Source organism: Corallococcus sp. bb12-1 (assembly GCF_026626765.1).
In the GTDB taxonomy this organism is placed as follows: Bacteria; Myxococcota; Myxococcia; order Myxococcales; family Myxococcaceae; genus Corallococcus; species Corallococcus terminator.
The window spans coordinates 27,568-52,993 of the sequence record NZ_JAPNJZ010000017.1 but is presented as its reverse complement, the minus strand read 5'-3'; the positions used below and the strand labels follow the sequence as shown (position 1 = coordinate 52,993).

Here is a 25,426-nt window from a genome sequence, read left to right as displayed (position 1 = left end):
GAGGCTACTCTCCGTAGGGGTAGCTGCCCCCAGTGCTCGTCCAAGGGGGCTGGTTCGCGTAGCATTGGTTATAGGGCGTCAGCAGGTCGCCGTGGAGGTCCTTCGGGAACGGGATGATGTTGTCCCAGTCTGTAGGGTTGCCTCCATGCTTGAGATCTCGAATGTGATGCCCCTGGTAGGGGTCCCCATTGGCCTCTTTCGGCCATTCGCCAAACCGCTCCGCCCATCGCTCACGGAACCCAGTGCGGCTGTTATTCCAACGGTCGCGCGCGCTCTCGTTCGCCCGGGCCGAAAGCGTCGGGTAGTTGCAGCAGCAGTTGGCCATGCCGAACCTGCTCCCAGCCCGTACAATGTCTCCCGTGAAATCCATCTTCACATCCGCGAGCCAAATGCAGCCTTGGAGGGCGTACCCCTCTCCTGCGCACTTGTCGCGGCAATAATTCATGATGTTGATGCTGCACTGCCAGGGGCCGTAAAAGATGACCGTGCGGAAGTTGCCGCCGCCCGGAACCCGCACCTCTGGACCCACCCACTTCCGGATGCCACCTGCAGCGGTCATTGCACCCTCGGCGCACGCGGTGAGGAGTGCGAGCGATAGGAGTGCAACATAACGCCAAGCGGGCGTGCTGTTCGTGGTTGTCATGGGCACGCACCGTACCGTGCGGATCTGACGGGTCGTCCGCGTCCAGTCCGGGTTCACCAGCCAAGAATGCAGGTGACGGCTGAGTCGATGGGCCAGTGTGCGCTGCATTATTTCGATGGTCGCAGCCGGTCCACTGAAGTTCGATGCGCGGAATCACCGTCCCAGCTTGAAGGCGACGACCGCCGTGTCCTCCACCGTGTCCTTCAGGGTGAAGCGCAGCTCCCAGGCCCCGGGCATGAACAGGTCCAGCTCCGCCACCTCGAAGTCTCCGGGCCCGCGCTCGGTGATGCGCGGTGTGTCGGAGATGCCATGCCCCATCGCGGGCATCCAGGGTTGGACGCTCAGCGTTCCTCCCGGTATCGGCTTTCCGGTGGCCACCTCGGTGACCCGCACGTGGAAGACCTGAACGCCGCGTTTGAGCGACGGGGCGGACGAGCGGACCTCTACGCGCAGCCGTCCGGACGCACTGGTCGCGGTCCCCACCAGCAGCTCCGTGTTCACCGTCCCCGCGTCGCTCCCGGCCGTCGGCGTCGGAGGCACCGCGCCCAGCAACATCATCCACACCCACCACATCGTCATCCGCCCTTCGTGTCGGCGCGGATCCGCGCCAGTCGCCTCTTCCAGTAACGGAAGCGAGCACGCGGACACCGCGACATGTTGTCGCGGCACGCGGCACGCACGGGGCCCGCGACAACGTGCCGCAGCGCACGCATGCGCCTCCTGCCGCAGGGTGCGCTTCGCCATGACTCATCTCCATCCACGGCCGAAGGCTTCCGCGCCCACGTGGATGCTCGCCGCGCTGGGAGCCCTGGGCCTCACCGTGTGCGCGCTGTCATGTGGAGCCATCGTGCTGGTGCTGGACTTCGCCCGGCCGGATTCGCGTGCCACGACAGCGCATCCCCTGACGTCCACGCCGCCACCGCCGCTGTACGGCCCGCTTCCGCCCTTCACGTTCCGGAATGACCAGGGCGCCCCCTTCGACACGCGGCGACTTCGCGGACACCTCGCGCTGCTCCAGTTCGCGTCCGGTCCTGCCGACACGGGAGCGCGTCACTTCGAATCCCTCCCGGGCCTCCAGGCCCGACTGAAGTCCCTGGGCGTGCCGCTCCAGGTCGTCCTCGTGGAATCACGTCCCGTCCCACCCTCCGACCTTCCGCCCCCCTCCCACGGCTGGCGACGGTTGTGGGACGGCGCGGCCCTGGAGTCCTCCGCGCGACGCCTGGGCCAGGCCGTCCTCCCCGATGACGTCTTCGCGAAGGATTCGCCCTGGACCGCCTGGGTGCTGGTGGATCAGGCCGGAGGCGTACGCGGCTTCTACGACCTCCTCCACGACACGGGCGCCGCCGAACGGCTCGTGGAGGACGCGGGCTGCCTGCTCACCTGCGGCCCCATCGCGGTCCTCGCGCCTCCCGACACGCAAGCCCCCCAGCGCCCTGAACGAGGCCCCTCCCGATGAGACACCCTCCTGCCCCCTCCTCACGTTGCGCCTGGCTCCGGGCCACGCTGGTCGCACTGCCCTGCATGGCGCTCCTGACGGGCGCGGCGCCGTGGATTCAACGCACGCGCGCCCAGGCCGCCGCCGCGAACCTCCCCGTACATGGGTCGCTCCCGCGCTTCGAGCTCACCGACCAGACCGGGCGCCCCTTCTCCGACGCCGACCTCAAGGGCCACCTCGTCGTCGCGGACTTCTTCTTCACCCGCTGCCCCACCGTCTGTCCGCTGCTCACCGAACGGATGCTGCGGGTGCAGCGGCAGGCACAGACCCGGGGGCTGGACCTGCGCCTCGTGTCCTTCAGCGTGGATCCCCGCCACGACACACCCGAAAGGCTGACCGCCTACGCTCGCGCCCACCACATCGACACGGCCACGTGGTCGTTGCTCACGGGCCCGCTGGAGCAGGTGGAGACGACGGTGCTCGAAGGCTTCCGCGTGATGATGGGCCGCGACGCCGACACGGGCGACGACGACTTCTTCAGCGTCTTCCACGGCGAGCACTTCGTCCTCGTGGACGCCCGGGGACAGCTTCGCGGCTACTACAAGGTCACGGGCGACGAGGCCGGGCTGGAGGCCCTGCTCCACGACGCGGAGGTCCTGTCAGACGCCCGGGACTGAGCCACATGCCAGGGCCCCGCGAACCTTCCGCGGGGCCCCGCCCGTCACCGCTACCGAGCAGGAGGCTTCAGGTCCTCCGGCAATCGGTCCCCTGGAGGACGCTCCAACGTCCCGGGCCGCTCCACGCCGGAGGGCGTCACGCCCGCGTCGTCTTCCAGGGTGGAGCCCGCGTCGGCGGGCGGAGGCGAAACCGGGGGCTTGTCCGAACAGGCGGCGAGAACCCCGACAACCATCACGAAGAGCCAGTGGCGCATGGTTAGTACTTCACCCAGATGACCGTGCCCGGATGGATCTCCGTGAGCGGCTGGGTGCCAGGCTCCTTCTCGATGAGCGCCTGCGTGACGGGGTTGAAGCTGTAGGCCTGCGTGCCGGACCAGACGATGAGCGCGTCCTTGAACACGGTGAGGTCGTGCACGTGCTCCTCCACCGTGTACTGGTTCCAACCCGGCAGCCGCGTGGGCAGCAGGAAGAGAGACGGGGCCGGGTTCTCCGCCGGCTCCGTGCCCGCGTCCGTGTCGTGGTTGTGCCCGCCACCGCCTGTTCCCGTCCAGCCCACCGTCGTCTCGACGCCAACCGCCGAACGGCACGTCTGCTCGGTGGGGAAGAACACCGTGGTGAAGGGCTTCGCGGGCAGCTTCGCGCGCAGGCCCAGATGGAAGTAGTGCGTGTCCGCCGCCCTCACATCCCCCGGAGCCCGGGTCCACGTCACGGACGTCACGTTGCCCGCGCCGTCCTTCTCCACCTCCGCCTTGCCGAACGTGGAGTCCACCGGACGCACGCCCGTGACGCCCGCCGGAATCGTCACCTTCACCCGGGACGTGTCCGCGCCGTCGCACCCGTGGCTCACGGTGAAGTCGGCGTCGAAGGAAACGCCCGCGTACGGAGGCGTGGGGCCCGCGACCGCCGCGTGCGCGAAGGCGGCGGTGGAGAAGAGCGAACCCGCGACAGCGCACAGCGGACCCAGGGGAAGCTTCATCGGGCGACTCCAGAAGGAAGGGAGGCTCCCGAATAGCAGCCCTCCTCCGAAGCCCTGGATGCGGTCAATTGTCGCAGCGTCCGCGCCGGACGCTCCGACACGGGCTCACGGCAGGGCGATGCGCCCCGGTGTCTGGCCCGTGCCCTGTTCAGTGTGGCAGCTGTTGCAGTCGCCGTTCGTCTGGGGCGTGGCCATCTCCCGGGAGCGACCCGTCGGGCCCACCAGCCGGACGCGGTAGGGCATCGGGAAGGGGGACTGGAGCGTGTTCGACATGAAGTTGCCCGCTTCGTTGGGCACCAACGTGAGCCGCACCGCGCCCTGCGCGTCCAGGATCTCCACCTTCACGTTGGACGGCGAGCCCAGCCGGGGATCACATCCATCCGCCACGTGCAGCGACGGGAACACCGTGCCCATGAAGAAGTACGCGTTGTTGGGCGACTGCTGCAGGTGGCAACTCCGGCACGCGTAGCCAGGCGCCATCGTGGCCCCCGTGCCACTCGCCTCGCTCCAGAAGCTGTCGCTCGCGCACGTCGTCGGCGCGGGCCCTGACGGAACGCTGCCGCATGTCCCCGCGGGCATCCCCGCCTCCATCCACTGCGTCAGCACCGCGCGCGCTTCGTCCGGAAGCGGTGGTTCCGAGCTCGGAGGCATCGGCGACGCGGCGTTCCCCATCCGTTCCAGGCTGCGCTGCCCCAGGCTCTGCTGGGCATGAACCGGGGAGGGCTTCTGGAAGTCGGAGCGCGCGAGCAGCGCCAGGGGCGCGTACCCCTTCAGCGGCGTGGTGTGGCAGGACGCGCAGCGCTCCGCCACCACGGCCTTCACGTCACACGGCAGCTCGTCCGGCCCCGGATCCACGACACCCGCATCGCCCCCGTTTCCCGGGCCCTCCGTCCCCGAACAGCCCCACAGCCCACCCATCAACAGGGCCGCGAGCCACCACCGCCCTGCTCCACCGCGCTGCATTTCCAACATGTTCCCGTCCTTCTCGCGGCCCGCCGCGACCTGACACCCCGTCACCGCGCGCGGACGGCCCGGACGCAGTGAGCCTGCGCTCCACCGCGCGGCGAGTGCGCTCTACCACCCTTCCTGTCGCCTCCCTCCATGGCGAAAGAGCGCAGGAGCGTCCATACCCAGCCGATATTTCCTGGATGAAGACAGGAGCGTCAGGACCGGGCCCTCCGCACGGCAACCCGTACGTTCCGCGTGTTCCCGTGGCACGAGCGGATGTGCCACGTTTCGGCTGAGGACCTCCGCTGTACCATCTACAGGGGAGGTCGCCGGGTCCCCCGCCCGGCCTCCACCATCGCCTCCCAGGAGTCGCGTCCATGCGCAGCGGAGCGCCGTCCGGTTCTTCTCCGGCCCCCGACCCTTCGTATCCCACGCTGGTGGAACTGCTGCGCGTCCGCGCCCGGGACCAGGGGGACCGTCGCGGCTTCACGTTCCTGCGGGACGGGGAGACGGATGAGGCGCACCTGACGTACGCGGCGCTGGATCAGAAGGCGCGGGCCATCGCGGCGGCGCTCCAGGCACGCGGGGCCCAGGGCCAACGGGCGTTGCTGCTGTATCCGCCCGGGCTGGACTACATCGCCGGGTTCTTCGGCTGTCTGTACGCGGGCGTCATCGCGGTCCCCATCTATCCGCCGGACCCCATGCGGCTCGCGCGCACGCTGCCGCGCCTGCTCGCCATCAGCCGGGATGCGCAGGCCACGCTCACCCTCACCACCGACGTCATCCTCGGCATGGGGGAGCTGCTCTTCGAACAGGCACCGGAGCTGCGCGAGCTGCATTGGATCGCCACCGACACGCTGGACACGCAGGTCGCCGAAGGCTGGCGCGACCCGGGCGTGGCCACCGACACGCGGGTGTTCCTCCAGTACACCTCCGGCTCCACGTCATCGCCCAAGGGCGTGGTGCTCACGCACGGCAACCTGTTGCACAACTCGAAGCTGATCCATTCGTGCTTCGGGCACTCGCCCCAGAGCCAGGGCGTCATCTGGCTGCCGCCGTACCACGACATGGGCCTCATCGGCGGCATCCTCCAGCCGCTGTACGGCGGCTTCCCGGTGACGCTGTTCTCGCCGGTGGACTTCCTCAAGCGGCCTCTGCGCTGGCTGGAGGCCATCTCCCGCTACCAGGCCACGACGAGCGGCGGGCCCAACTTCGCGTTCGATTTGTGCGTGCGCAAGTCCACGCCCGAGGAGCGCGCGAAGCTGGACCTGGGCTGCTGGGACCTCGCGTTCAACGGCGCGGAGCCCATCATGCCGGAGACGCTCCGGCGCTTCTCGAAGGCCTTCGGTCCCCAGGGCTTCCGCTCGGAGGCCATCTACCCGTGCTACGGCCTCGCGGAGGGCACGCTCATCGCCGCTGGCGGTGACAAGCGCGAGCTGCCCGTGCAGCGCACCGTGGACGCGGGCGCGCTGAAGGACCACCGCGTGGTGGCTGCCGGGCCTACGCACCCGGGCGCTCGGACGCTGGTGGGCTCCGGCCGGAACCTCACCGACCAACAGCTCCTCATCACGCATCCGGAGACGGGCCGACCGCTGGCGCCGGGCCAGGTGGGGGAGATCCGCGTCGCCGGGCCCAGCATCGCCCAGGGCTACTGGAACCGCCCCGAGCAGACGTGCTCCACCTTCCAGCAGCCGCTCACCGACACCGACGACGCGACGACGTTCCTGCGCACGGGAGACCTGGGCTTCCTGGACGGCGACGAGCTGTTCGTCACCGGGCGCCTGAAGGACCTGATCATCATCCGCGGGCGCAACCACTACCCGCAGGACATCGAGCGCACGGTGGAGTCCAGCCACCCCGCCATCCGGCCGGGCTGCACCGCCGCGTTCTCCATCGAGTTGGAGGACCAGGAGCGCCTCATCGTCGTGACGGAGGTGGACCGGCGCGCGTTGGAAGGGGCCAGCGTGGACCTGGAGTCCCTGGCGCAGGGCATCCGGCAGGCCGTCGCGGCCGGACACGACCTCCAGGCCCAGGGCGTGGTGCTGCTGGGACCGGGCACCCTCCCGAAGACATCCAGCGGGAAGATCCAGCGCTTCGCCGCCCGCGCGGAGTACGTCGCGGACACGCTGGAGGCGCTGCACAGGAGCATCCTCGCCGCTCCCGCGCCCGTGACGCCGGAGCGGTACGTCGCGAAGGCCGCCGTCCCTACCGAACACGGAGGCCTCGACGCCAGCCTGGTGAACAAGCTGCTGGCGGTGGTGCGGGACCCCATCGCGCGCCGCGCGATGGTGGCGATGTTCCTCCAGGAGCAGGCCGCGCAGGTGCTGCGACTGCCCACCGCGCTGGTGGACGTGGAGAAGCCACTGCATGCCTACGGCGTGGATTCGCTGATGGCGGTGGACTTCAAGAGCTCCGTGGACGCGGCGCTGGGCGTGGAGCTGCCGTTGTCGGACGTGCTCATGGGCGTGTCGCTCGCCGAGCTCGCGGAGACGGTGATGAAGCGGCTGCCTTCACACCCCTCGGAGCCGTCCGTGAGCCCGGTGGCGGTGGACTCCGACACAGGGGATGCGCCCCTGTCCGGCGGTCAGCAGGCGCTGTGGTTCCTGCACCAGCTCGCGCCGCACAGCGCGGCCTACCACGTGCCCGTCGCGGTGCGCGTGCGCGCGGTGCTGGACACGCAGGCCCTGAAGGGCGCCTTCGAGGCGCTGGTGGCCCGGCACCCCTCCCTGCGCACCACGTTCGTGATGGCGGCCACGGGCCCCGTGCAGCGCGTACATGCCGACCTGGCGCTGGACTTCGTCGTCACCGACGCGCAGGGCTGGAGCGAGGAGCAGGTGCTGGAGCACCTGTCCGCCGAGGCCCGCCGCCCGTTCGACCTGGAGCAGGGGCCGCTGCTGCGCGTGCGGCTGGTGTCGCGCGCGGCGGACGACCACGCGCTGCTCATCGCCATGCACCACGTCATCACCGACTTCTGGTCGCTGGCGGTGATGGCCGAGGAGTTGGACGCGCTCTACCCGGCGCTGCGGATGGGACAGCGTCCCACGCTCGCGGCGCCCGCGCGCACGTACGCGGACCATGCGCGCTGGCAGGCGGAGATGCTCGCAGGAGCGCGCGGACAGGCACTGGAGAAGTACTGGCGCGAGCAGCTCTCCGGCACGCTGCCGGTGCTGGACCTGCCCACGGACCACCCGCGTCCGCCGGTGCAGACCTTCAACGGCCGTGTGCACACCACGCGGTTGGACGCGGGCATCACCGCCGCGGTGAAGTCGCTGGCGCGCGACCACAACGCCACGCCCAACATGGTGCTCCAGACGGCCTTCCAGGCCCTGTTGCACCGCTACACCGGCCAGCAGGACTTCACGCTCGGCGTGGTGAGCGCGGGCCGGGGACGCGCGGAGCTGGCAGGCATCGCCGGGTACTTCGTCAACCCGCTGGTGGTGCGCACGCGGCCCTCCCCTTCCCTGTCCTTCACGGACTACCTGGCCCAGACGCGCCAGACGATGCTGGGCGCGCTGGAGCACCAGGACTACCCGTTCAGCGCTCTGGTGAACCGGCTGCAGCCTTTGCGCGACCAGAGCCGCTCGCCACTGTTCCAGGTGATGTTCGTCTACCAGCGCGCATCCAAGCTGGATGAGCGCGGCCTCACGCCCTTCGCCCTGGACATCCCAGGCGCGCACGCCACCGTCGCGGGCCTGCCCATCGAATCACTGGGGCTGTCCCACGGCGGCGCGCAGTTCGACCTCACGCTCACCCTGGGCGAGGCGGACGGCGAGCTGGTCGCCTCCTTCGAATACAACACCGACCTGTTCGACACCGGCACCATCGAGCGCATGGGCGGACACCTGCGCACGCTGCTGGCCGGCATCGCCGCGCAGCCTCGCCGCGCCCTCTCCCGGCTGCCCCTGCTCACCCCCGAAGAGCAGCACCAGTTGCTCGAAGCCGCGCGGGGCCCGCGCGTGGCGCTCACCGACGCGGACATGCTGCCCGCGCTCTTCGCGGCGCAGGTGGCGCGCACGCCGGACCACGTCGCGGTCCTCTTCCAGGACTCACAGCTCACCTACCGCGAGCTGGCGGAGCGCTCGGGGCGGCTGGCCGGGTGGCTGCGGGCATCCGGCGTGAAGCCGGGCGACCTCGTCGGCCTCTGTCTGGAGCGCTCCGTGGAGACGCTGGTGTCGGTGCTGGCCGTGATGGCCACCGGCGCGGCCTACGTCCCCATCGACCCCGCCTACCCCTCCGAGCGCGTGGCCTTCATCCTCGGCGACACGCGGGCGCCGGTGCTCCTCACCCAGTCCTGGCTCCAGCGCCCGCTGCCCACGGGCACGTCCGCGCGCACGGTGTTCGTGGATCAACCGCTGGACGGTGCGCTGTCCCCGGAGCCCTCCGCGCCGGTGCGCTCAAGCGACCTGGCGTGCGTCGTCTACACCTCCGGCTCCACCGGGCAGCCCAAGGGCGTGATGCTGGAGCACGGGGGCCTGGCGAACCTGGTGCGCTCGTTCCTGGAGTCGTACGCGCCCACGGCGAAGGACCGGATGCTGCCGCTCACGTCGGTGGCGTCCGCCAGCTTCGTGGGCGAAATCCTCCCGCTCCTGTGCTCGGGCGGCGCGCTGGTGCTGCCCACCGAGGAGGAGCTCCTCGACCAGGAGAAGCTCTTCCAGCGCATCACCCGCCACACCGTCACGCTCGTGAGCACGGTGCCCGCGGTCATCGCGGGACTCAACGCGCGCCTGGAGCAACTGCCGCCCCTGCGGCTCGTGCTCTCCGGCGGTGAGGCGCTGGTGGCCAGCGACGTGGAGAAGCTGCTCGCCACGACGACGGTGGTGAACGGCTACGGCCTCACCGAGACGACCGTGTGCACGACCTACCACCCGATGACGGTGGAGGACCTCCAGGGCCCTGCGTGGGTGCCCATTGGCCGGCCCATCCTCAACACGGACGTGTACGTGCTGGACGCGGAGCGCCACCTGCTGCCCGTGGGCGCGTCCGGCGAGCTGTACGTGGGCGGACGGGGGCTCGCGCGCGGCTACTGGAACCGACCGGAGCTCACCGCCGAGCGGTTCGTCGACCACCCGTTCCACCCGGGCGAACGCCTCTACCGCACCGGCGACCGCGCGCGCTGGCTGCCGGATGGCGTGCTGTCGTTCCAGTCCCGCGCGGATGCGCAGGTGAAGCTCCGCGGCTTCCGCATCGAGCCGGGCGAAGTGGAGGCCGCGGTGCGCCGCCACCCCGCCGTGCGCGACGCGTTCCTGATGGCGCGCGAGGACTCGCCGGGCGACAAGCGACTCGTCGCCTACGTGGTGCTGTCGGAGCCCGCGCCCACGCACACGGACCTGAACGCCTTCCTCGCGGAGGCGCTGCCGCCGTACATGCTGCCATCCGCGTACGTGCCGCTGTCCGCGCTGCCCCTGTCGACGAACGGCAAGGTGGACCCCGGGGCTCTGTCCGCGCCGGAAGGGGCCCGGCTCGCGTCCGCCGTGGCCTATGCCCAACCCCAGAGCGCGGTGGAGCGCAGCGTGGCCGCCATCTGGCAGGCGGTGCTGAAGGTGGAGCGCGTGGGACTGCACGACAACTTCTTCGAATTGGGCGGCAACTCGCTGCTCATCGCGCAGGCACACCGGCGGATGCGCGAGGAGCTGGGCGCGGACCTCGCGCTGGTGGACATGTTCAAGTTCACCACGGTGAGCACGCTCGCCCAGCACCTGGCGAACAGCGGTGAGGACTCCGGCGCCGCGTCCCAGAAGCTCAAGGAGGAGGCGGAGCGCCGCAGGGCCGCCCTGGCACGGCGTCAACAGACGCGCGGCCGTGGCAAGTAGCCGACGACAGTGGAAGGCATCCCGGTCATCGGCTGGTGGGCGTGAAGCTGGTGGCCCGCGTGCGCGAACAGTTCGGCGTCGCGCTGCCCGCGGTCACCCTCTACGAAAGCCCCACCGTGGCCGGTGTCGCCGGACGCCTGGAGCAGGAACGGGGCAAGCAAGGAGCCTCCACGCAGGAGCCCATCGCGCAGCGCCTGCGCACGGCGTTCCCCACCGAACGCCCCACCCTGATGACGGAGTACCTGCGCCACCACCTCGCCCAGCGGCTGCGCATCCCACTGAAGCAACTGCCCGTGGACGCAAGCTTCAAGGGCCAGGACCCGCACACGCTGGCACACGACCTGCGGCGGGACTTCGGGTTTGAATTCCACCCGCACGAACTGCGAGCACACCCGTCCCTCCCGGAATGCCCCGGGTCCGCAGCCTGCCGTAGTACCCTGCACGGGTCCCTGAACCCTCCCGACCGAAGAGACGTGGAATGAGCCTGTCCCGACACCTGACCATCACCCAGCCCATGCGGGTCTTCTGGATCACCTGGTTCGGTCAGCTCATCTCGCTCATCGGCTCCGGCCTCACCGCGTTCGGCGTGGGCGCGAAGGTGTTCCTGGAAACGCGCTCCACCACGCAATACGCGATGCTGACCTTCTTCGCGGTCGCGCCCATGGTGCTGCTGTCACCGTTCGCGGGCGCGCTGGTGGATCGCTGGGACCGCCGCCGCGCGATGCTGCTGGCGGACCTGGGCAATGGCGCCAGCACGTTGATCATCTTCGGCATGGTGATCGCCAGCAACCGGGGCCTGCTCAAGCTCGAGGCCTGGCACTTCTACCTGCCCATCGCCCTGGGCGCGTGCTTCGGCGCCTTCCGCTGGCCGGCCTTCTTCGCCACGGTGACGCTGCTCGTGCCCAAGCAGCACCTGGGCCGCGCCAACGCGATGGCGGAGGTGGCCAGCGGCGCCAGTCAGATCCTCTCCCCCATCATCGCGGGAGCGCTCATCAACGCGGTGGGCCTCATCGGCGTGTTGACGGTGGACGTCGTCAGCTTCTCCTTCGCCGTCCTCACGCTGCTCATCGTCCGCTTCCCGCGCCCGCCCGTGTCCGAGGCGGGGCAGAAGGGCAAGGGGTCGCTGTTCCAGGAGATGAAGCAGGGCTGGAGCTTCATCCGCACGCGCCCGGGCCTGATGGCCCTGCTGGCCTTCACCGCCGTGGCCTCGCTGTGCATGTCCCTGGTGATGCTGCTCATCACCCCGCTGGTGCTGGGCTTCACGGACGTCGCCACGCTGGGCGTCATCGGGTCGGTGGCGGGCGCGGGCGCGCTGGTGGGCGCCATTGGCATGGGCGTGTGGGGCGGCCCCAAGAACGTGCTGCACGGCATCCTGGGCTTCAGCCTGCTGTCGGGCCTGGTGCTCTTCATGGCCGCGCCCGTGCTCAGCGTGCCCCTGGTGGCCACCGCCGCCGCGCTCTACATGTTCACCATGCCGCCGATGATGGCGGGCAGCCAGGCGCTCTGGCAGCGCAAGGTTCCGGCGGACCTCCAGGGCCGCGCCTCCGCGGTGAAGCGCATGGTGCTGCTGTGCGTGCCGCCGCTCTCCGCCCTGCTGGCGGGGCCGATCGCGGACGACCTCTTCGAGCCGGCCATGGCGAAAGATGGCGCGCTCGCCAACAGCATGGGGCGGCTGCTGGGCGTGGGCCCGGGGCGCGGCATCGCCCTGCTCTTCATCGGCCTGGGCCTGCTGACGATCGTCAACGTGGTGGTGGCCTGGATGAACCCGCGCGTACGCCACCTGGATCGTGAGATTCCGGATGCCCTGCCCGACATCCCCGTCACCCAGCAGGACGCCGCCCAGGATCCGGGCACGCCGTCCGCCCCGGCAGCCGGAGCCTCCGCGTCCTGAGCGCCTGTCCCCAGTGGACCTGGACTTGGGGGCCCGCGCCGGCATGGGCATGACGCCCGCGGTCGAACAGGCCCCAAATAAAACAACCCGGACAAGAAGGCCGTCACTCCCCCCGGAGCGACGGGCCTCCTGGCCCGGGTTCGTTGCTGCGTGGCTCCAGCAAGAGCCGGCACTCGTGTTCGCGTCGAGTTCCCCCTCAGAAACTCGACGCTTCCCCCTTCTACGTGCCGACCCCTGCGGCTCCTCCCCCGTTTGTTTCCCGCTCGTACGCCAGTGGGCTAAGAAGTCCCCCGACCTCTTTGACTCACCGTGTCGCTAGCGGGCCCCCCTGCTTCCCGTGCTGCGATGAAGAGACAGTACGCCTCCCCCCCTTCCCAGGCTGTGAAGCGGCCCACAGGCTGGGTGTGAAGGCGTTCACACCCGCCGGACTTGTCCGCTCGGTCTGGATGGGAGGCTTCCCTACCTGTATCCAGGGATTCCAGGCAGAATGGCGGCCCCCTCATGTCCTACGCGCAGCTGCTGGCTGAAATCCCGATGTTCGAAAGCCTCGGCCGGGAGGACCTGGAGACCATGTCGTCGCTGCTCCAGCCCCGGCGCTTCGCCCGGGGGGAGGTCATCTTCCACCGGGGAGATGTGGGGACGGCGCTGTTCATCATCCGGCGCGGGCAGGTGGCCATCCGGCTCTCCTCCAGCGAGGGGCGGGAAATCACCCTGGCGCTGTTGGACCGGGGGGATGCCTTCGGCGAGCTGTCGCTGTTGGACGGTGAGTCGCGCTCCACCGACGCGATGGCGCGCGAGGAGGCGCACCTGCTCACGCTCCAGCGCGACGACTTCCGCCGCTACCTGGAGACGCGGCCTCAGGTGAGCCTGGCGCTGCTCGCGAACATGAGCCGGCTGGTGCGGCGCACGACGCAGCTCGTGTACGACTCGGCCTTCCTGGATGCGCGCTCGCGGCTGGTGCGGGTGCTGCTGGAGCTGGCGAAGACGCAGGGGCGCCAGGGCCCGGAGGGGCTGGTCATCACCCCGAAGCTCACCCAGTCGGAGCTCGCGAACCTCTGCGGCGTCACGCGCGAGAGCGTCAACAAGTGGCTGCGCTACTACGTGCGCGAGGGGATGCTGTCCTTCGAGGGCGGGCAGATCGTCCTGCTCCAGCCGGAGCGCTTGGGTCAGGACGCGGAGTAGCCGTCACCCTCTTCCCGGGCCCTGGTCCCACCGCACGCGGAAGAGGGACAGGGGCTCCTCGCGGCCCTTCACCGTCACCGGGGCCAGGGGCTCCAGCACGAAGGCGTCCGCGTCCAGCAGGGCGCGCGTGGCTTCGGTGAGGAGCACCTCGTCCGGGCGCGCGACGCCGCACACGCGGCTGGCGACGTTGGTGGCGTCCCCCACGGTGGCGTACTGGAGGTAGCGCTCCGAGCCGATGTTGCCCGCGGCCACCGGCCCCGAGTTGAGGCCGATGTGGACGTGGATTTCAGGCACGCCCTCGGAGCGCCAGCGTGCGTTGAGGTCCGCCAGCGCGCGCTGCATCTCCACCGCCGCGCGCACGGCGCGGTCCGCGTCATCCGGCCGGGCGAAGGGGGCGCCCCACACCGCCATCAGCGCATCGCCGATGTACTTCTCCAGCGTGCCCTCGTGGCGGAAGACGATGTCCGCCATCACCGGGAAGTACGCGTTGAGCATGTCCACCACCTGCCGGGGCTGGAGGCGGGAGGACATGGCGGTGAAGCCGGTGATGTCGGAGAAGAGGATGGTGACGTTCGCCTCGCGCACGTCCAGCGGGACGCCCTTCAGGGCCTTGAGCTGGCGCACGACGTCCGGCGGGAAGAAGCGCTGGTAGGCGTTTCGCAGCACCGCCTCCTCCTCCAGCCGCCGCGCCAGGTGCGCGTGGTCCAGGGCGATGGCGGCCTGGTTGACGAAGGCGGTGAGGAACTCCAGGTCCTCGTCGGTGAAGAGGCCGCCCTGCTTGAGGCTGTCCAGGTACAGCACGCCCAGCACCGTGTCGCGCGTGCGCAGGGGCACGCACAGCGACGCGCGGATGGACTGGCGGAAGACGGACTCCGACGCCTGGAGGCGCGCGTCGTCGCGGGCGTCGGTGAAGAGCGCCGCCACGCCGCGCGAGTGCACGTAGTCCACGATGTGCTGGCTGTAGAAGCGCTCCGGCAGCGCCCCGCCCCGGGCGCCCCGGGCCACGCGCGGCACCAGGTCCCCGGTGTCCCGGTCCACCAGCAGCACCGCCGCCCGGTCCACCGCCCAGATTTGAAAGACGAGCTGGACGACGCGCTCCAGCAGGCCCTCCACCGGGCCCGGCGACGACAAAATCTGCCCCACCTTGAGGAGCACCTGGAGCTTGTCGCCGGTGCGGTCCGGCGAGCGCGTGTCGAGCAGTGACTCCATGGCGCCGCCCGAGGAGAAGCGCGTCTCCAGCGGCTGGGTGCGCAGGGGGCCCCAGCCGTCCGGCAGCGACGTGTCCGAAGAGACGAGCCGGAACCACACCTCGCCGCAGCGGAAGGACTGGCCGTGGCCCAGCTCCTGGCGCGTCACGCGGTGCGGGCCCACGAAGCTGCCGTTCTTGCTCTCCAGGTCCACCAGCACCACGCGCTCGCCCCGCCGCTCCAGGCGCGCGTGGCGCCGCGACAGGCTGGGGTGCGGCACGCGGATGCCGTTCTCCTCGGTGCGGCCGAGGGTGGTGGTGCCTTCGGGCAGCATCACCACCCGTTCGTCCACCTGCCCTGGGTTGAGGATGAGGCGCATGCGCTGCCGCTCAGGTGGACGTGGACCAGGAGGGTCCCTTGGCCGTGAACGCCTCGGCCCTGGGCGCGGGCGCCTGCGCATCCAGGACGGCAGGGGCCACCTGCTGGGCGGTGCCAGCGGAAGAGGACATGGACGCGCTGCCATGCCGCGCCACCACCTCGCGCACGACGAGCATCGCCGAGTCCGGGCCCGGCAGGCGCCGCTCGCCCGCGGGACGGCAGTCGAAGGTGGCCGCGAGCCGGGCGGCCAGTGACTCACTCACCAGCACCTGGTCGCGCGCGGCCACGGTGGCCAGCCGCGCGGCGGTGTTCACCACGTCGCCTAGCACCGTGTGGTCCAACCGGCCGCGTCCCGTGGCGCCCACGTTGCCGGACACCACCGGGCCGGTGTCCACGCCCATGCAGACGCCGTGCGCGTACGGAGACGCGTCGCCCCCGCTCCACGCGAGCGCCTGGAGCCGCTGCTTCACCGCGAGGCAGGCGTCCAGCGCGCGCGCCACGTGCCCTTCGCCCTGGAAGACGGCCATCACGGCGTCGCCCAGGAACTTGTCCACCACGCCCCCGCGCGTCTCCAGCTCCGGGAGGATGACCTCGAAGTTGGCGTTGAGCCGGCGCAGCGCGGCCTCCGGCGGGTGCTGGCGGGTGACGGCGGTGAAGCCCGCCACGTCGAGGAAGGCCACCGTGGCGTCCACCTGTTCGCCCGCGAGCGCGCCGGGGCCGCGCACCAGCGGCAGCACGCGCTCCACGATGCCGCCGTGGACGAACATGCGCAAAAGCGCGTTCTCCTCCGTGGAGCGCACCGCGCGGCGCAGCTCCGCCACGTGGCGCACCGTCTTCGCCAGCGTGGACTCCAGGTCGTCCAGGTCCACCGGCTTCACGAGGAAGTCGAACGCGCCCCGGTTCATCGCCGTGCGCAGGTTGGGCATGTCGCCGTACGCGGAGACGATGACCACCTTCACCAGCGGATCCACTTCGCCCACGCGCGACAGGAAGGTGAGCCCGTCCATGCGCGGCATGTTGATGTCGCACAGCACCGCGTGCGTGTCCGGGTGCGCTCGCAGCACCTCCAGCGCCTCTGCGCCATCGCGCGCGAAGACGAAGGTGTAGACGCCGTCGCGCACGTGCTTGCGGAAGCGCTGGCGCATCAGCACCTCCACGTCCGGCTCGTCGTCCACCACCAGCACCTTCGCGGGCTGCGCGGCCCGGCCTGCCTCCACCAACGAGGCGAAGCCCGCGGCCAGCTCGCGCGCGGACGTGAAGCGCTGCTCCGGCTTCGGGTGCAGCGCGCGCTGGAAGAAGGCGTCCCCGGCCGCGCCCAGCTCCGGCACGAGCTGGGAGACGGCCACGCCAGGCGGGTGGAAGACGCCGCGCAAGAGGCCCCCCACGGACTCCGGGCCATAGGGGAACTGGCCGGTGAGGGCGCGGTAGAGCACCACCGCGAAGGACCAGAGGTCCGCCCGCGCATCCAGGTCCGGATCCGCGCGCAGTTGCTCCGGGCTCATGTAGCGCAGCGTACCGGTGAGCCCTTCGGCCTGCGCGGACGCGGCTTCGTCGGAGCGGAGGAGTGAGCGCGCGAGCCCGAAGTCGAGCACCTTCACCACCTCCTCCCCGTCCACGTGGGCGAGGAAGAGGTTGGCGGGCTTGAGGTCGCGGTGCACGAGTCCCGCCGCGTGCGCCGCCGCCAGCGCGCGGGCCACCGGGGTGACGAGCGCGGACACGGCGGCCAGGGACAGCCGTCCGCGCTGGGTGAGGCGCGTCTCCAGGTCCTCGCCCTCCAGCAGCTCCATGACGATGTACGGCACGCCGCCGTCCACGCCGGAGTCATGGACCTGCACCACGTGCGGGTGGCGCAGCCGGGCCACGGCCTGCGCTTCCTGTTCGAAGAGGCGGTGGGCTTCCGGCGTGCGGGCCACGACCTCCGAGGCGATGAGCTTGAGGGCCACGTGCCGCTGAAGTTGCAGGTCGACGGCCAGCCAGATGGCCCCCATGCCACCGCCGCCAATCCTGCGCTCCAGCGCGTACCTGCCGCCCAGCGGGCGTCCGGTGTCCATCAGCCCTGTGTCTCCGTCCCGGGAGCGCCCACCGCCGCCCCTCGCGAGGCCGGGAATGATGGCACACCTGGATGTGGCGGGCGTGCCCATTGCGCCACGGGCGCCTCTTGGCTGCACGCCGGGTGTGGGAGGAAGGGACGCCCGGCGTCAGGCGCGGGTCAGCGACTCCACGAGTCGGGGCAGCACGTCGCCTGCCCTCGCCTCCACGCGCACATCCGCGAGGCTGTCGCCGCGGCTCTCGCCGATGTTGAGGATGCCGATGGGCATGTGGCGTTCGGCGGCGCGGGTGACGAAGCGGAAGCCGGAGTAGACGGTGAGGGACGAGCCCACCACCAGCAGCGCGTCCCCCTCTTCCAGGAGCGCGAACGCGTCGTGCACCAGCGGCGCCGCGACGTTGTCGCCGAAGAACACCACGTCCGGCTTCAGCGTCCCGCCGCAGCGGGTGCACGCGGGGACGCGGAAGTCCGCCACGGCCTCCGGCGGAAGCTCCGCGTCACCGTCCGGCCGCAGCTCCACGACGGTGTGCGCGAAGTCCGGGTTGAGGCCCAGCATCCGCGCCTGCACCGACGCGCGGGGCTCCTGCGCCTGGCAGGCCAGACAGCGCACCCGCGACAGCGCGCCGTGCAGTTCGAGCACGCGCTCACTGCCCGCCGCGTGGTGCAGGCCGTCCACGTTCTGGGTGATGAGGCCCGGCGTCACGCCCGCCTTCTCCAGCGCCGCCAGCGCGAAGTGGGCGTCGTTGGGCCTGGCGGAGGTGAAGCGCGGCCAGCCCAGCAGGCTGCGGGCCCAGTAGCGCGCGCGGACCTCGGGGTGTTGCAGGAACTCGCGGTGCTGGATGGGGTTGCGCACCTTGTGGCGCGTCTCCGGGCCCCGGTAGTCGGGGATGCCGGACTCGGTGCTGCAACCGGCGCCGGTGAGGACCACGACGCGCCGGCCCCGCAGGAGCGAGGCCAGGGCTTCCAGGCCGGCTTCGGGCGGAAGGGCGGCGACGGGCGGGTCGGCGAGGAGCGTCATGCGCCCCAGCCTATAACGCGGGCCCCTCACGACTGCCCGTCGTCCCCTCCGCCGTCCGACAAGGGAGGGGGCGGCCTGGGGATGCCGCCGGGCACCTGGCGGTCAGCGCTCCACCGTCTTCGCGGAGGGGTCCGCCTCCTGGGGCGGGGCCATCGCCTTCTTGAGGGCCTGCCGCGCGTGCGGTGGCAGTCGGGCGATCCACCGGTCCATCGCCTGACGCAGCTCCGGGACGGAGGACTCCTCGTCGGGCAACGCGGCGACCTCCTGACGGGCCTCCGCCGCGAGCCTCAACGCCCGGGGATGCTCCTGGTTCGCCTCCCACAGCGCGCGAGCCAGCATGTACCGCGCGGCGGGGCGCTCCGCGGGACGGGGACGGGCGCGCTCCCAGCCCGTGACGGCCTTCTCCAGCGGGGCCAGCGCCTCGCGCGGCCGACCGAGCACCATGTACGTCCGCCCCAGGTCCACCAGCGCCCCCGTCCAGCCTCCGTTCACGTCGTCCGGGAGCGAGGTCTGGAGCGTGGCCGCGCGCAGGAAGTACGGCAGCGCCGCATCCGGCTGGCTGCGGTAGCTCAGCGTCTGGCCCATGCCCCGGAGCACCAGCGCCAGCGTGGGATGATCCGCGCCCAGGCTGCGCTCCAGTTGCGTGAGCGCCGTGGCGAAGCGCTGCGTGGCTTCCTCCAGCCGGCCCATGTGCACCAGCAGCGTGCCGATGTTGTTGACGATGATGGCCACCGTGGAGCTGTCGCGTCCCTCGGCCTTCTCGGCGATGAGCAGCGCACGCTCGTACAGGGGCAGCGCCTCCTCGCGCTTGCCCTGGTACTGCAGCGCCAGCGCCAGGCTGTTGAGCGCGTCCGCCACCTGCGGATGGTCCTGTCCCAGCGAACGCTCCAGCAGCGCCAGCGCGCCCCGGGCCAGCCGCTCCGACTGCACGAAGTCGCCCTGCTGCCAGCGCACGCTGGCCTGCTCCAGGCGGATGCGCGCCACGTCCGGATGCTCGGGCCCCAGCGCGCCACGCACGGTGCCAATCGCGCGCTCGTACAGGGCCAGGGCCTCCTCCGCGCGTCCCTGCGAGCGGCGCACCGTGCCCAGCTCCACGCGCACGTCCGCGACCTCCAGCGCCTCCGGTCCGAAGCGCTTCTCCAGGAAGGACAGCGCGCGCGTGAGCTGCTCGTGGGCTTCCGGATAGCGCCCCTGGCGCGACAACAGCCGGCCCAGGTTCGCTGAGAGCGCCCCGCTCAACTCACCGCTGCCGCCCAGCCGCTCCACCGCGGCGCTGGCGCGCTCCGCGGCCTGCTGCCCCTGTGCGTAGCGATCCAACCGTTCGCCCGTCACGCGCACCGCCAGGGTCCACGCCCTCGCGGCGGCCTCGTCGTTGCGGCCGGCCTCCGCGGCCCACGCGGCCTGGAGCACCGTCTGCTCCGCGCCCCGGTAGTCCCCTGCCCCGTCCTTCAGCTCCGCGAGCAGCAGCAACGCGTCCGCGGCGCCAGACCAATCCCCGGCGGTGCGAGCGGCCTGGGCCACCGGCGCCACCCGCGCCACGCCCTGCGAATAGCGGCCGGCGGCGCGAAGGGCCCTCGCGTCCACGAGCGCCTGGAGCAGCGCGACGGTGCGCTCGCGCGCGGCGGCGTCGTCCGGCGTGGAGTGGCCCCGGGACGTCAGCGCCTCCACATCCGAACAGCCCGCCAGCGGTGACAGGCCCTCCACCGCGCGAGGCGCACGCTCCACGAGGTCCGGATCCGCCTGGGTGAACAACTGCGTGAGCGCGGCCACGTCCGCCAGCCGCGCGTCCAGACAGCGCATGCGCAGCGCCATCACCGCTTCGCTCTGCTCCCCTCGCACGCGGGTGGCTTCACACGCCGCCGTGCGCGTCGTCACCCACGCGGCGGTGTAGGAATCCAGCCCGCGACGCACGTGGCGCAAGGCATCCTGCGCGAAGCGGCGCTCGGTGCCGATGAAGGCCGCCTCCACCGCCTGCTGGCGCGGCGCGTCCCAGACGCCATCCAGCGCCCGCGACGCCCCCTCGCAGCCCGTGGTGCCGTGCCGGTGCAGCACGCCCGTGACGGCCACCGCCGACAGCAGCAGCAACACCCCGCCGCCCAGGCGCAACCGCCGCGTCCGACGCGCGGTGGGGTTGGACTCCAGCTCCGCGATGAGCACCTCCATCGACGCGTGCCGGTCCTCGGGCCGCACCGACAGGCCCTTGAGCAGCACCCGACGCAGCCACTGCGGCACGCCTGAATGCCGGGGCACGTTCTTCACGCGTCCCGCGTGCACCGCCTGGGACAGCTCCTCCACCGTCGAGCCCGCGAAGGGGCGCTCGCCATAGAGGCCCTCATAGAGCGCGGCGCAGAAGCCGAACTGATCGCTGCGCGCGTCGGTGCGCTCCTCCGGTGGGAACTGCTCCGGGGCCATGTACGCGGGCGTCCCGCCCTCCATGGCGCGGGGACGCGCGAAGCCCCCGGGCGTCACCGTCGGGGCCACCACGCCGGACATGATCCGCGACAGACCGAAGTCCGTGACGCGCACGCGCTTGTCCTGCCCGACGAGGATGTTCTCCGGCTTCACGTCCCCGTGCACGACGCCCACCGCGTGCGCCGCGGCGAGTCCCCGGCCCGCGGCGACGAAGATGTCCACCACCTGGCGCCACGGGTGCGGGCCGTCCTGCTCCCACTTTCGCAGCGTGTGCGCGTCCACCAGCTCCATGGCCAGGAAGACCTGCCGGCCGAAGGTGCCCACGTCGAAGACGGAGACGACGTGCGGATGGGACACGCGCGCCATGGCCTGCGCCTCGCGCAGCACCTGGTTGCGGCCGGCCTCCGCGCCCAGCCCCAGCGCCTCCACCTGCAGGAGCTTGAGCGCGACGCGCCGGTCCAACTCCGGGTCATAGGCCGCGTACACGACGCTCATCCCGCCCACGCCCAGCATCTCCAGGATGAGGTAGCGCCCCACCGCCGTGCCCCGCGCGAGCGGCGGCGTGGGCAGGCGCATGCGCGGCTTCTTTCCCCGCCACGGCTCCACGGCCAGTGTCACCAGCTCGCTGCCGGGTGCGTCCTCCTCCGGCGCGGGGAGCGGCGTGGCGGGGGGCTGCACCTTCAGCGCCTCGGACACCATGCGACGGCAGGAGGGACACGTGTCCAGGTGCTCGTCCACGCCGGCGGCCCGTTCGGACGACAACGTCCCGAGCAGGAGGTCCATGAACGTGGGTTCGTCGAGACAGGCGAGGGGCATGGGTGGCACGGGGGTGGCGACAGCACACCAGGAGTCACAGGCTGCGTCGAGTCACCCCCAGGACTGTTTCCCACGTTCACGGGTTGCCTGCTCGCCAGGGGGGACGTCGGTTCGCGAACGCACTCGTCAACGCAGGTTGAGCCCCTGGGCTCTTTCTGGGAGCGTCCGGGCATGCGGCGCCTTCGACGTCTCGGATGGGCCGGGCTGATTTCCCTCGCGCTGCACGCGGTCCTGCTGCTGCTGTTGTGGAAGGCGAGCCCCGCGCCGTCATCGCGCGCCTCGCGGGGGCGCGAACGGGCCATCGAGGTGGAGGTTCTCACCCCGCCGCCCGTCTCCGTCGCGAAGCCCCTCCCACCGGCCCCCAGCCCGCAAGCCCAGGAGCCGTTGCCACCGCCGACACCACACCCTCGGCCTCCTGCTGGCACGGCGACCCGGGAGCCTCCGGCCCGTAAGCCCGGACCACCTCCACCCGAGGTGGCGAACCGCGAGCCGCCCCCATCCGACGCGCCATCGAGGGAGCCCCCTCCACCCGACGTCGCGGTGCGGGAGCCGTCCCTCGAATCCGACCGTCCTGCGGCGGACGTGCCTCGCGCTCCGGGCACCCTGCCCCTGAACCTGCTGCCGCCTCCGGGCTCCAGCGGCGGGGTGATCATCACGACGCCGGAGAACTCCCGGGGTGGAGGCCGCACGCTGCGGCCCGGCGACCCGAGCCTCGCCCCCGAAGCCCTCGCCGCCGAGGAGAAGGCGCGCGTGACGGAGCGGGTGCAGGGCATCATCGACGACCGCCGGGCCCGCGACCGCGTGGACACCGGCCGCATCCACCCGTACTTCAGCAAGCTGCGCGCGAAGCTGGAGCGGCAGATGGACACAGCGCCGCTCTTCGACATGCCCAGCCTGCCCAAGCAGATGCTGCAATCGTGGGCCGACAAGGCCCATCGGTTCGGCGCAACGGGCTCGCCCGGTGCCGGCCCCCCGACGCGAGCGCCCCCCAAGCCGGGCGAACTGCTCGCGCAGCGCGCCCGGAACAACCCCGAGTTCGACCGCCTGCGGGGACTGACCCAGGCCGGCGATGAGCTCCAGTCCTTCGCCAACGGCGTCAGCACCCTGAAGCTGGTCGTCACGCTGGAGCTCATCCAGGGACCGGACGGCACGCTGCGCGAGGTGAAGCTCGTGAGCCGCAGCGGCAACCGCGCCTACGACGACTACGTGCTTCAGTCCGTGCCCTCCGCGCTGGCGAAGACGCCACCTCCGCCCCCCGATGCCCTGGGCGTGAACGCCGACGGCATCCGCACCCTGTGGGCCGTGGAAGGCCGCGTCGTCTACGTGCGCAAGGCCAGCGAGATGAAGGGCTCGGACTCCGCGTACCTCGCGGCCGCGGCCGCAGTCGGAGTGCTCGCCGGAGGCTTCGAGGAGACCACCGGCGAGGTCTACGTCATCGACGTGCGCAACCCGCACTTCGAATGCCGCTCCCGTCTGCTGCGCGTCTACTGAAACAAGCCAGGCCTCAGGGTGTGAACGCCGAAGGCCACCGCACGCCGCCACCCAGGGGCAGCAGCGCCTCCGCCACATCGAGCAGCGCCCCGTCCGCCCAGCGCCGCCCCACCAGCTGCGCGCCCACCGGAAGCCCCGACGCGGTACGCCCCAGGGGAATCACCACCACGGGACTCCCCGTGGCGTTGAACAGGCTGGTGAACCCGCCCAGCACCTCCAGGTAGCGGCCCGGGACGCCGTCCACGTCCACGGCCTGTCCGAAGGGCGTGTGCTCGATGGCGGCGGTCATCGACACCGGCACCATCCACGCATCCCAGCCGGACAGGAACCGCTCCAACGTGGCGATGTGCCCGTCGCGCCGGCTCAGCGTCTCCCCCATCCCGGTCAGGTCCAGGTGCGTGCCCTTCACGATGGCCTTCGCCAACAGGTCGTCCGGGAAGGGCAGGAACTGGCCCCGGAAGGCCTCACGCAGCTCCGTGGGCATCGGCGCGCCCACCAGTCCCCCCTCCATCAACCCCCACACCTCCAACAGGTCCGCGAAGTCCTGCGACGGGGGCGCGGTCTCTTCCACGATGACGCCTTCCGCGCGGGCGGCGGCGGTGAAGCGCTGGAAGAGTTCGCGCGTCTCGCGGTCGGCGCGAAACGGCCCCAGCGTGTCCGCCCATGCCAGCCGCAGGCCCTTCAAGGAACGGGGCTTCGCGGCCCCCAGCGGCGCGACGGGCGGCACCTCCGGGTTGCGAAGGTCCGCGCCTTCGATGAGGGACAGCACGAGCCGCAGGTCCGCCACCGAGCGCGCCAGCGGACCGGAGCACGCCATGTGGCGCACGTGGCGCGGACCCTTGGGCATGTCCGGGATGTGGCCCGCGTTGGAGACGCGGTTCTCCGTGGGCTTGATGCTGACGATGCCGCAGAAGTGCGCCGGCAGCCGCACGGAGCCGCCAATGTCGCTGCCCACGTCGAACGGGGTGAAGCCCGCCGCGACCGACACCGAGGCCCCGCCGCTGGAGCCGCCCGGCGTGCGCTCCAGCGCGTGCGGGTTGTTGGCCCGGCCCAGCAACGGCCCCTGCGTCTGGAAGTCCGCCGCGAACGGCGGCAGGTTCGTCTTGCCAAAGAGGATGCCGCCCGCGGCCTTGAGCCGGGCCACCACGGTGGCGTCCTCGGTGGGCACGTACTCCGCCAGCAGCGGATGGCCCGACGTCGTGCGCAGGCCCTCGGTGCTGAAGGTGTCCTTCACCGTGAAGGGCACGCCGTGCAGCGGCCCCCACAGCTCTCCTCTCGCGAGCGCGGCGTCCGCCTCCCGGGCGCGCTGCCGGGCCCGCGCCTCGTCCCACGTCACCACCGCGTTGAGCGCGGGGTTGTGCTCGCGGGCCCGGGACAGGAAGGCGTCCAGGACCTCCACCGCGCTGACGCGGCGCTCGCGAAGGGCGGCGGCCAGCTCCGTGGTCGTGAGGGACACGAGCGCTCGCGCGCCATCAGCAACCACGGGCTCTTCCAGCGTGACGGATGACTTCATGCTCGGACCCACCCCCGGAATCGGTGACGGCGTCGGCACCGATGAATCAATACTTGTATCAGGGTCCCGGACTACCTGGCAGGCAGGGCCGGGGTCACGACGTAGGCGGTCGCTTTCGCATCCACCTTCACGCGAGGGGGCCGTCGCTGCTCCTCGAAGAGCCGGAAGCCGGGCTCCAGGCCCCGCCAGAAGGCCCGTCGCGCGTCGGTGACGCCCGGCAGCGCGTCCAGCGCCGCGAGCCCCGCCGCGTCCAGCCGGCGCGGGAAGATGTGCACCGGGACATCGCGTCCCATGCGGGCCCGGGCCTCCGTCACCAGCACATACAAGGCCTCGATGGGCCCATCCTCGATGGCCAGGCAGCCGATGCTCACGCAGTTGCCGTGGATGTAGATGTCGCCCCCGGGCTCCGCGGCGCCCAGCTTCCGGTCGAGCGCGTTCGGATAGCTCACGCGCATCGACAGGTGGAAGGCGCTCCAGGGGTTGAAGAGGTCCACCGTGTAGAAGCCCTCCGGGACCTGTTCGTCGCCCTGGGCGCGCTTGGGGCCCACGTCGCCGGACGCCGCGCAGATGGGAAACGTGCGCACCTTCACCAGCGGCTTGCCCCGGGGGCCCGCCCAGACCTCCAGCTCGCGCTCGACCTTGAAGGCCCGCAGGTAGAGCTCCTCCGGCGGCCAGGACAGCCCCGCGTCCCGGAACGACTGGACCAGCGCGGCCGTCTGATGCTTCCGGGCCCCCGCGACGCGGTCCTCCGCGTGCGCGCACAGCGAGGCCAACAGGACACCCCACAACAGCAGGACCTTCATGGGCGGACGTCTCCTTCCCGAGGGCTTCTTGGACCCCGGCCGGCGTCAAGCCGGTCCCGGGGCAGGGGCGGAAGGCGAACAGGATACAGGCAGGAGCCCACCCCTGGCCCCCTGCTTCCCAAGCTGCTAGCAAGCGGTACGTGGGTTTCCTGGACGGCGTTCAGCGTAACGGCGATGGAAATCAGGGCCTGCCCGGTGT

18 protein-coding genes are annotated in these 25,426 nt (G+C 71.4%); 7 read left to right on the top strand and 11 right to left on the bottom strand.

Annotation, left to right across the window (positions count from 1 at the left end):
- Window positions 1-4: 4 nt before the first annotated feature.
- Together OV208_RS20570 and OV208_RS20565 are read right to left on the bottom strand one after the other, a co-directional pair.
- Window positions 5-643, bottom strand: coding sequence for a hypothetical protein (locus tag OV208_RS20570; protein WP_267575554.1), 639 nt, complete (start codon window positions 641-643; stop codon window positions 5-7).
- Window positions 644-796: 153 nt separating this feature from the next.
- Window positions 797-1,222, bottom strand: coding sequence for a FixH family protein (locus OV208_RS20565; RefSeq protein ID WP_267575553.1), 426 nt, complete (start codon window positions 1,220-1,222; stop codon window positions 797-799).
- 163 nt (window positions 1,223-1,385) lie between these two features.
- Here OV208_RS20565 and OV208_RS20560 point away from each other — a divergent pair, with 163 nt between their 5' ends.
- Together OV208_RS20560 and OV208_RS20555 are read left to right on the top strand one after the other, a co-directional pair.
- Window positions 1,386-2,099, top strand: coding sequence for a hypothetical protein (locus OV208_RS20560; protein ID WP_267575552.1), 714 nt, complete (start codon window positions 1,386-1,388; stop codon window positions 2,097-2,099).
- Window positions 2,096-2,755, top strand: coding sequence for an SCO family protein (locus tag OV208_RS20555; protein ID WP_267575551.1), 660 nt, complete (start codon window positions 2,096-2,098; stop codon window positions 2,753-2,755). Before OV208_RS20560 ends, OV208_RS20555 begins: the two co-directional genes overlap by 4 nt.
- A gap of 50 nt (window positions 2,756-2,805) precedes the next feature.
- Here OV208_RS20555 and OV208_RS20550 read toward each other — a convergent pair whose 3' ends face one another.
- The 3 genes from OV208_RS20550 to OV208_RS20540 form a co-directional block, all read right to left on the bottom strand.
- Window positions 2,806-3,009 (bottom strand): hypothetical protein, encoded by a 204-nt coding sequence (locus tag OV208_RS20550; RefSeq protein WP_267575550.1) that lies wholly within the window; start codon window positions 3,007-3,009, stop codon window positions 2,806-2,808.
- A gap of 2 nt (window positions 3,010-3,011) precedes the next feature.
- The gene (locus tag OV208_RS20545) at window positions 3,012-3,731 is read right to left on the bottom strand and encodes a DUF1775 domain-containing protein (protein WP_267575549.1); all 720 of its coding nucleotides are present in this window, start codon (window positions 3,729-3,731) and stop codon (window positions 3,012-3,014) included.
- Window positions 3,732-3,836: 105 nt separating this feature from the next.
- Window positions 3,837-4,703 (bottom strand): hypothetical protein, encoded by an 867-nt coding sequence (locus OV208_RS20540; protein WP_267575548.1) that lies wholly within the window; start codon window positions 4,701-4,703, stop codon window positions 3,837-3,839.
- 353 nt (window positions 4,704-5,056) lie between these two features.
- Between OV208_RS20540 and OV208_RS20535 the strand changes: the two genes are divergently transcribed.
- The 4 genes from OV208_RS20535 to OV208_RS20520 all read left to right on the top strand — a co-directional run bounded on the left by OV208_RS20535 (window position 5,057) and on the right by OV208_RS20520 (window position 13,562).
- On the top strand, window positions 5,057-10,489 hold the full coding sequence (locus OV208_RS20535; RefSeq protein ID WP_267575547.1) for a non-ribosomal peptide synthetase: 5,433 nt from the start codon (window positions 5,057-5,059) through the stop codon (window positions 10,487-10,489).
- A gap of 41 nt (window positions 10,490-10,530) precedes the next feature.
- Window positions 10,531-10,971 (top strand): acyl carrier protein, encoded by a 441-nt coding sequence (locus OV208_RS20530; protein ID WP_267575546.1) that lies wholly within the window; start codon window positions 10,531-10,533, stop codon window positions 10,969-10,971.
- The gene (locus OV208_RS20525) at window positions 10,968-12,380 is read left to right on the top strand and encodes an MFS transporter (RefSeq protein ID WP_267575545.1); all 1,413 of its coding nucleotides are present in this window, start codon (window positions 10,968-10,970) and stop codon (window positions 12,378-12,380) included. The genes OV208_RS20530 and OV208_RS20525 overlap by 4 nt, the downstream gene beginning before the upstream one ends.
- 501 nt (window positions 12,381-12,881) lie before the next feature.
- Window positions 12,882-13,562 (top strand): Crp/Fnr family transcriptional regulator, encoded by a 681-nt coding sequence (locus tag OV208_RS20520; RefSeq protein ID WP_120540318.1) that lies wholly within the window; start codon window positions 12,882-12,884, stop codon window positions 13,560-13,562.
- Between the two features lie 3 nt (window positions 13,563-13,565).
- Here the strand turns inward: OV208_RS20520 and OV208_RS20515 are convergent, their stop codons facing one another.
- From OV208_RS20515 to OV208_RS20500, 4 genes are all read right to left on the bottom strand, one after another.
- Entirely contained in the window at window positions 13,566-15,128 is a 1,563-nt protein-coding gene (locus OV208_RS20515) for an adenylate/guanylate cyclase domain-containing protein (protein ID WP_267575544.1), read from the bottom strand.
- A 10-nt stretch (window positions 15,129-15,138) separates the two neighbouring features.
- A complete protein-coding gene (locus tag OV208_RS20510) occupies window positions 15,139-17,178 on the bottom strand; it encodes a protein kinase domain-containing protein (RefSeq protein ID WP_267575543.1) in 2,040 nt (679 codons plus the stop codon).
- Between the two features lie 147 nt (window positions 17,179-17,325).
- Window positions 17,326-18,192: an NAD-dependent protein deacetylase gene (locus OV208_RS20505; RefSeq protein ID WP_267575542.1), complete on the bottom strand. Its 867-nt coding sequence runs from the start codon at window positions 18,190-18,192 to the stop codon at window positions 17,326-17,328.
- Window positions 18,193-18,294: 102 nt separating this feature from the next.
- Window positions 18,295-21,387, bottom strand: coding sequence for a tetratricopeptide repeat protein (locus OV208_RS20500; RefSeq protein WP_267575541.1), 3,093 nt, complete (start codon window positions 21,385-21,387; stop codon window positions 18,295-18,297).
- Window positions 21,388-21,591: 204 nt separating this feature from the next.
- Here OV208_RS20500 and OV208_RS20495 point away from each other — a divergent pair, with 204 nt between their 5' ends.
- Window positions 21,592-22,911, top strand: a complete 1,320-nt coding sequence (locus OV208_RS20495; protein ID WP_267575540.1) for a TonB C-terminal domain-containing protein — start codon at window positions 21,592-21,594, stop codon at window positions 22,909-22,911.
- A 13-nt stretch (window positions 22,912-22,924) separates the two neighbouring features.
- Here the strand turns inward: OV208_RS20495 and OV208_RS20490 are convergent, their stop codons facing one another.
- Both OV208_RS20490 and OV208_RS20485 read right to left on the bottom strand, forming a co-directional pair.
- A complete protein-coding gene (locus OV208_RS20490; RefSeq protein WP_267575539.1) occupies window positions 22,925-24,424 on the bottom strand; it encodes an amidase in 1,500 nt (499 codons plus the stop codon).
- A gap of 71 nt (window positions 24,425-24,495) precedes the next feature.
- The gene (locus tag OV208_RS20485) at window positions 24,496-25,227 is read right to left on the bottom strand and encodes a L,D-transpeptidase family protein (protein WP_267575538.1); all 732 of its coding nucleotides are present in this window, start codon (window positions 25,225-25,227) and stop codon (window positions 24,496-24,498) included.
- Window positions 25,228-25,426: the final 199 nt, after the last annotated feature.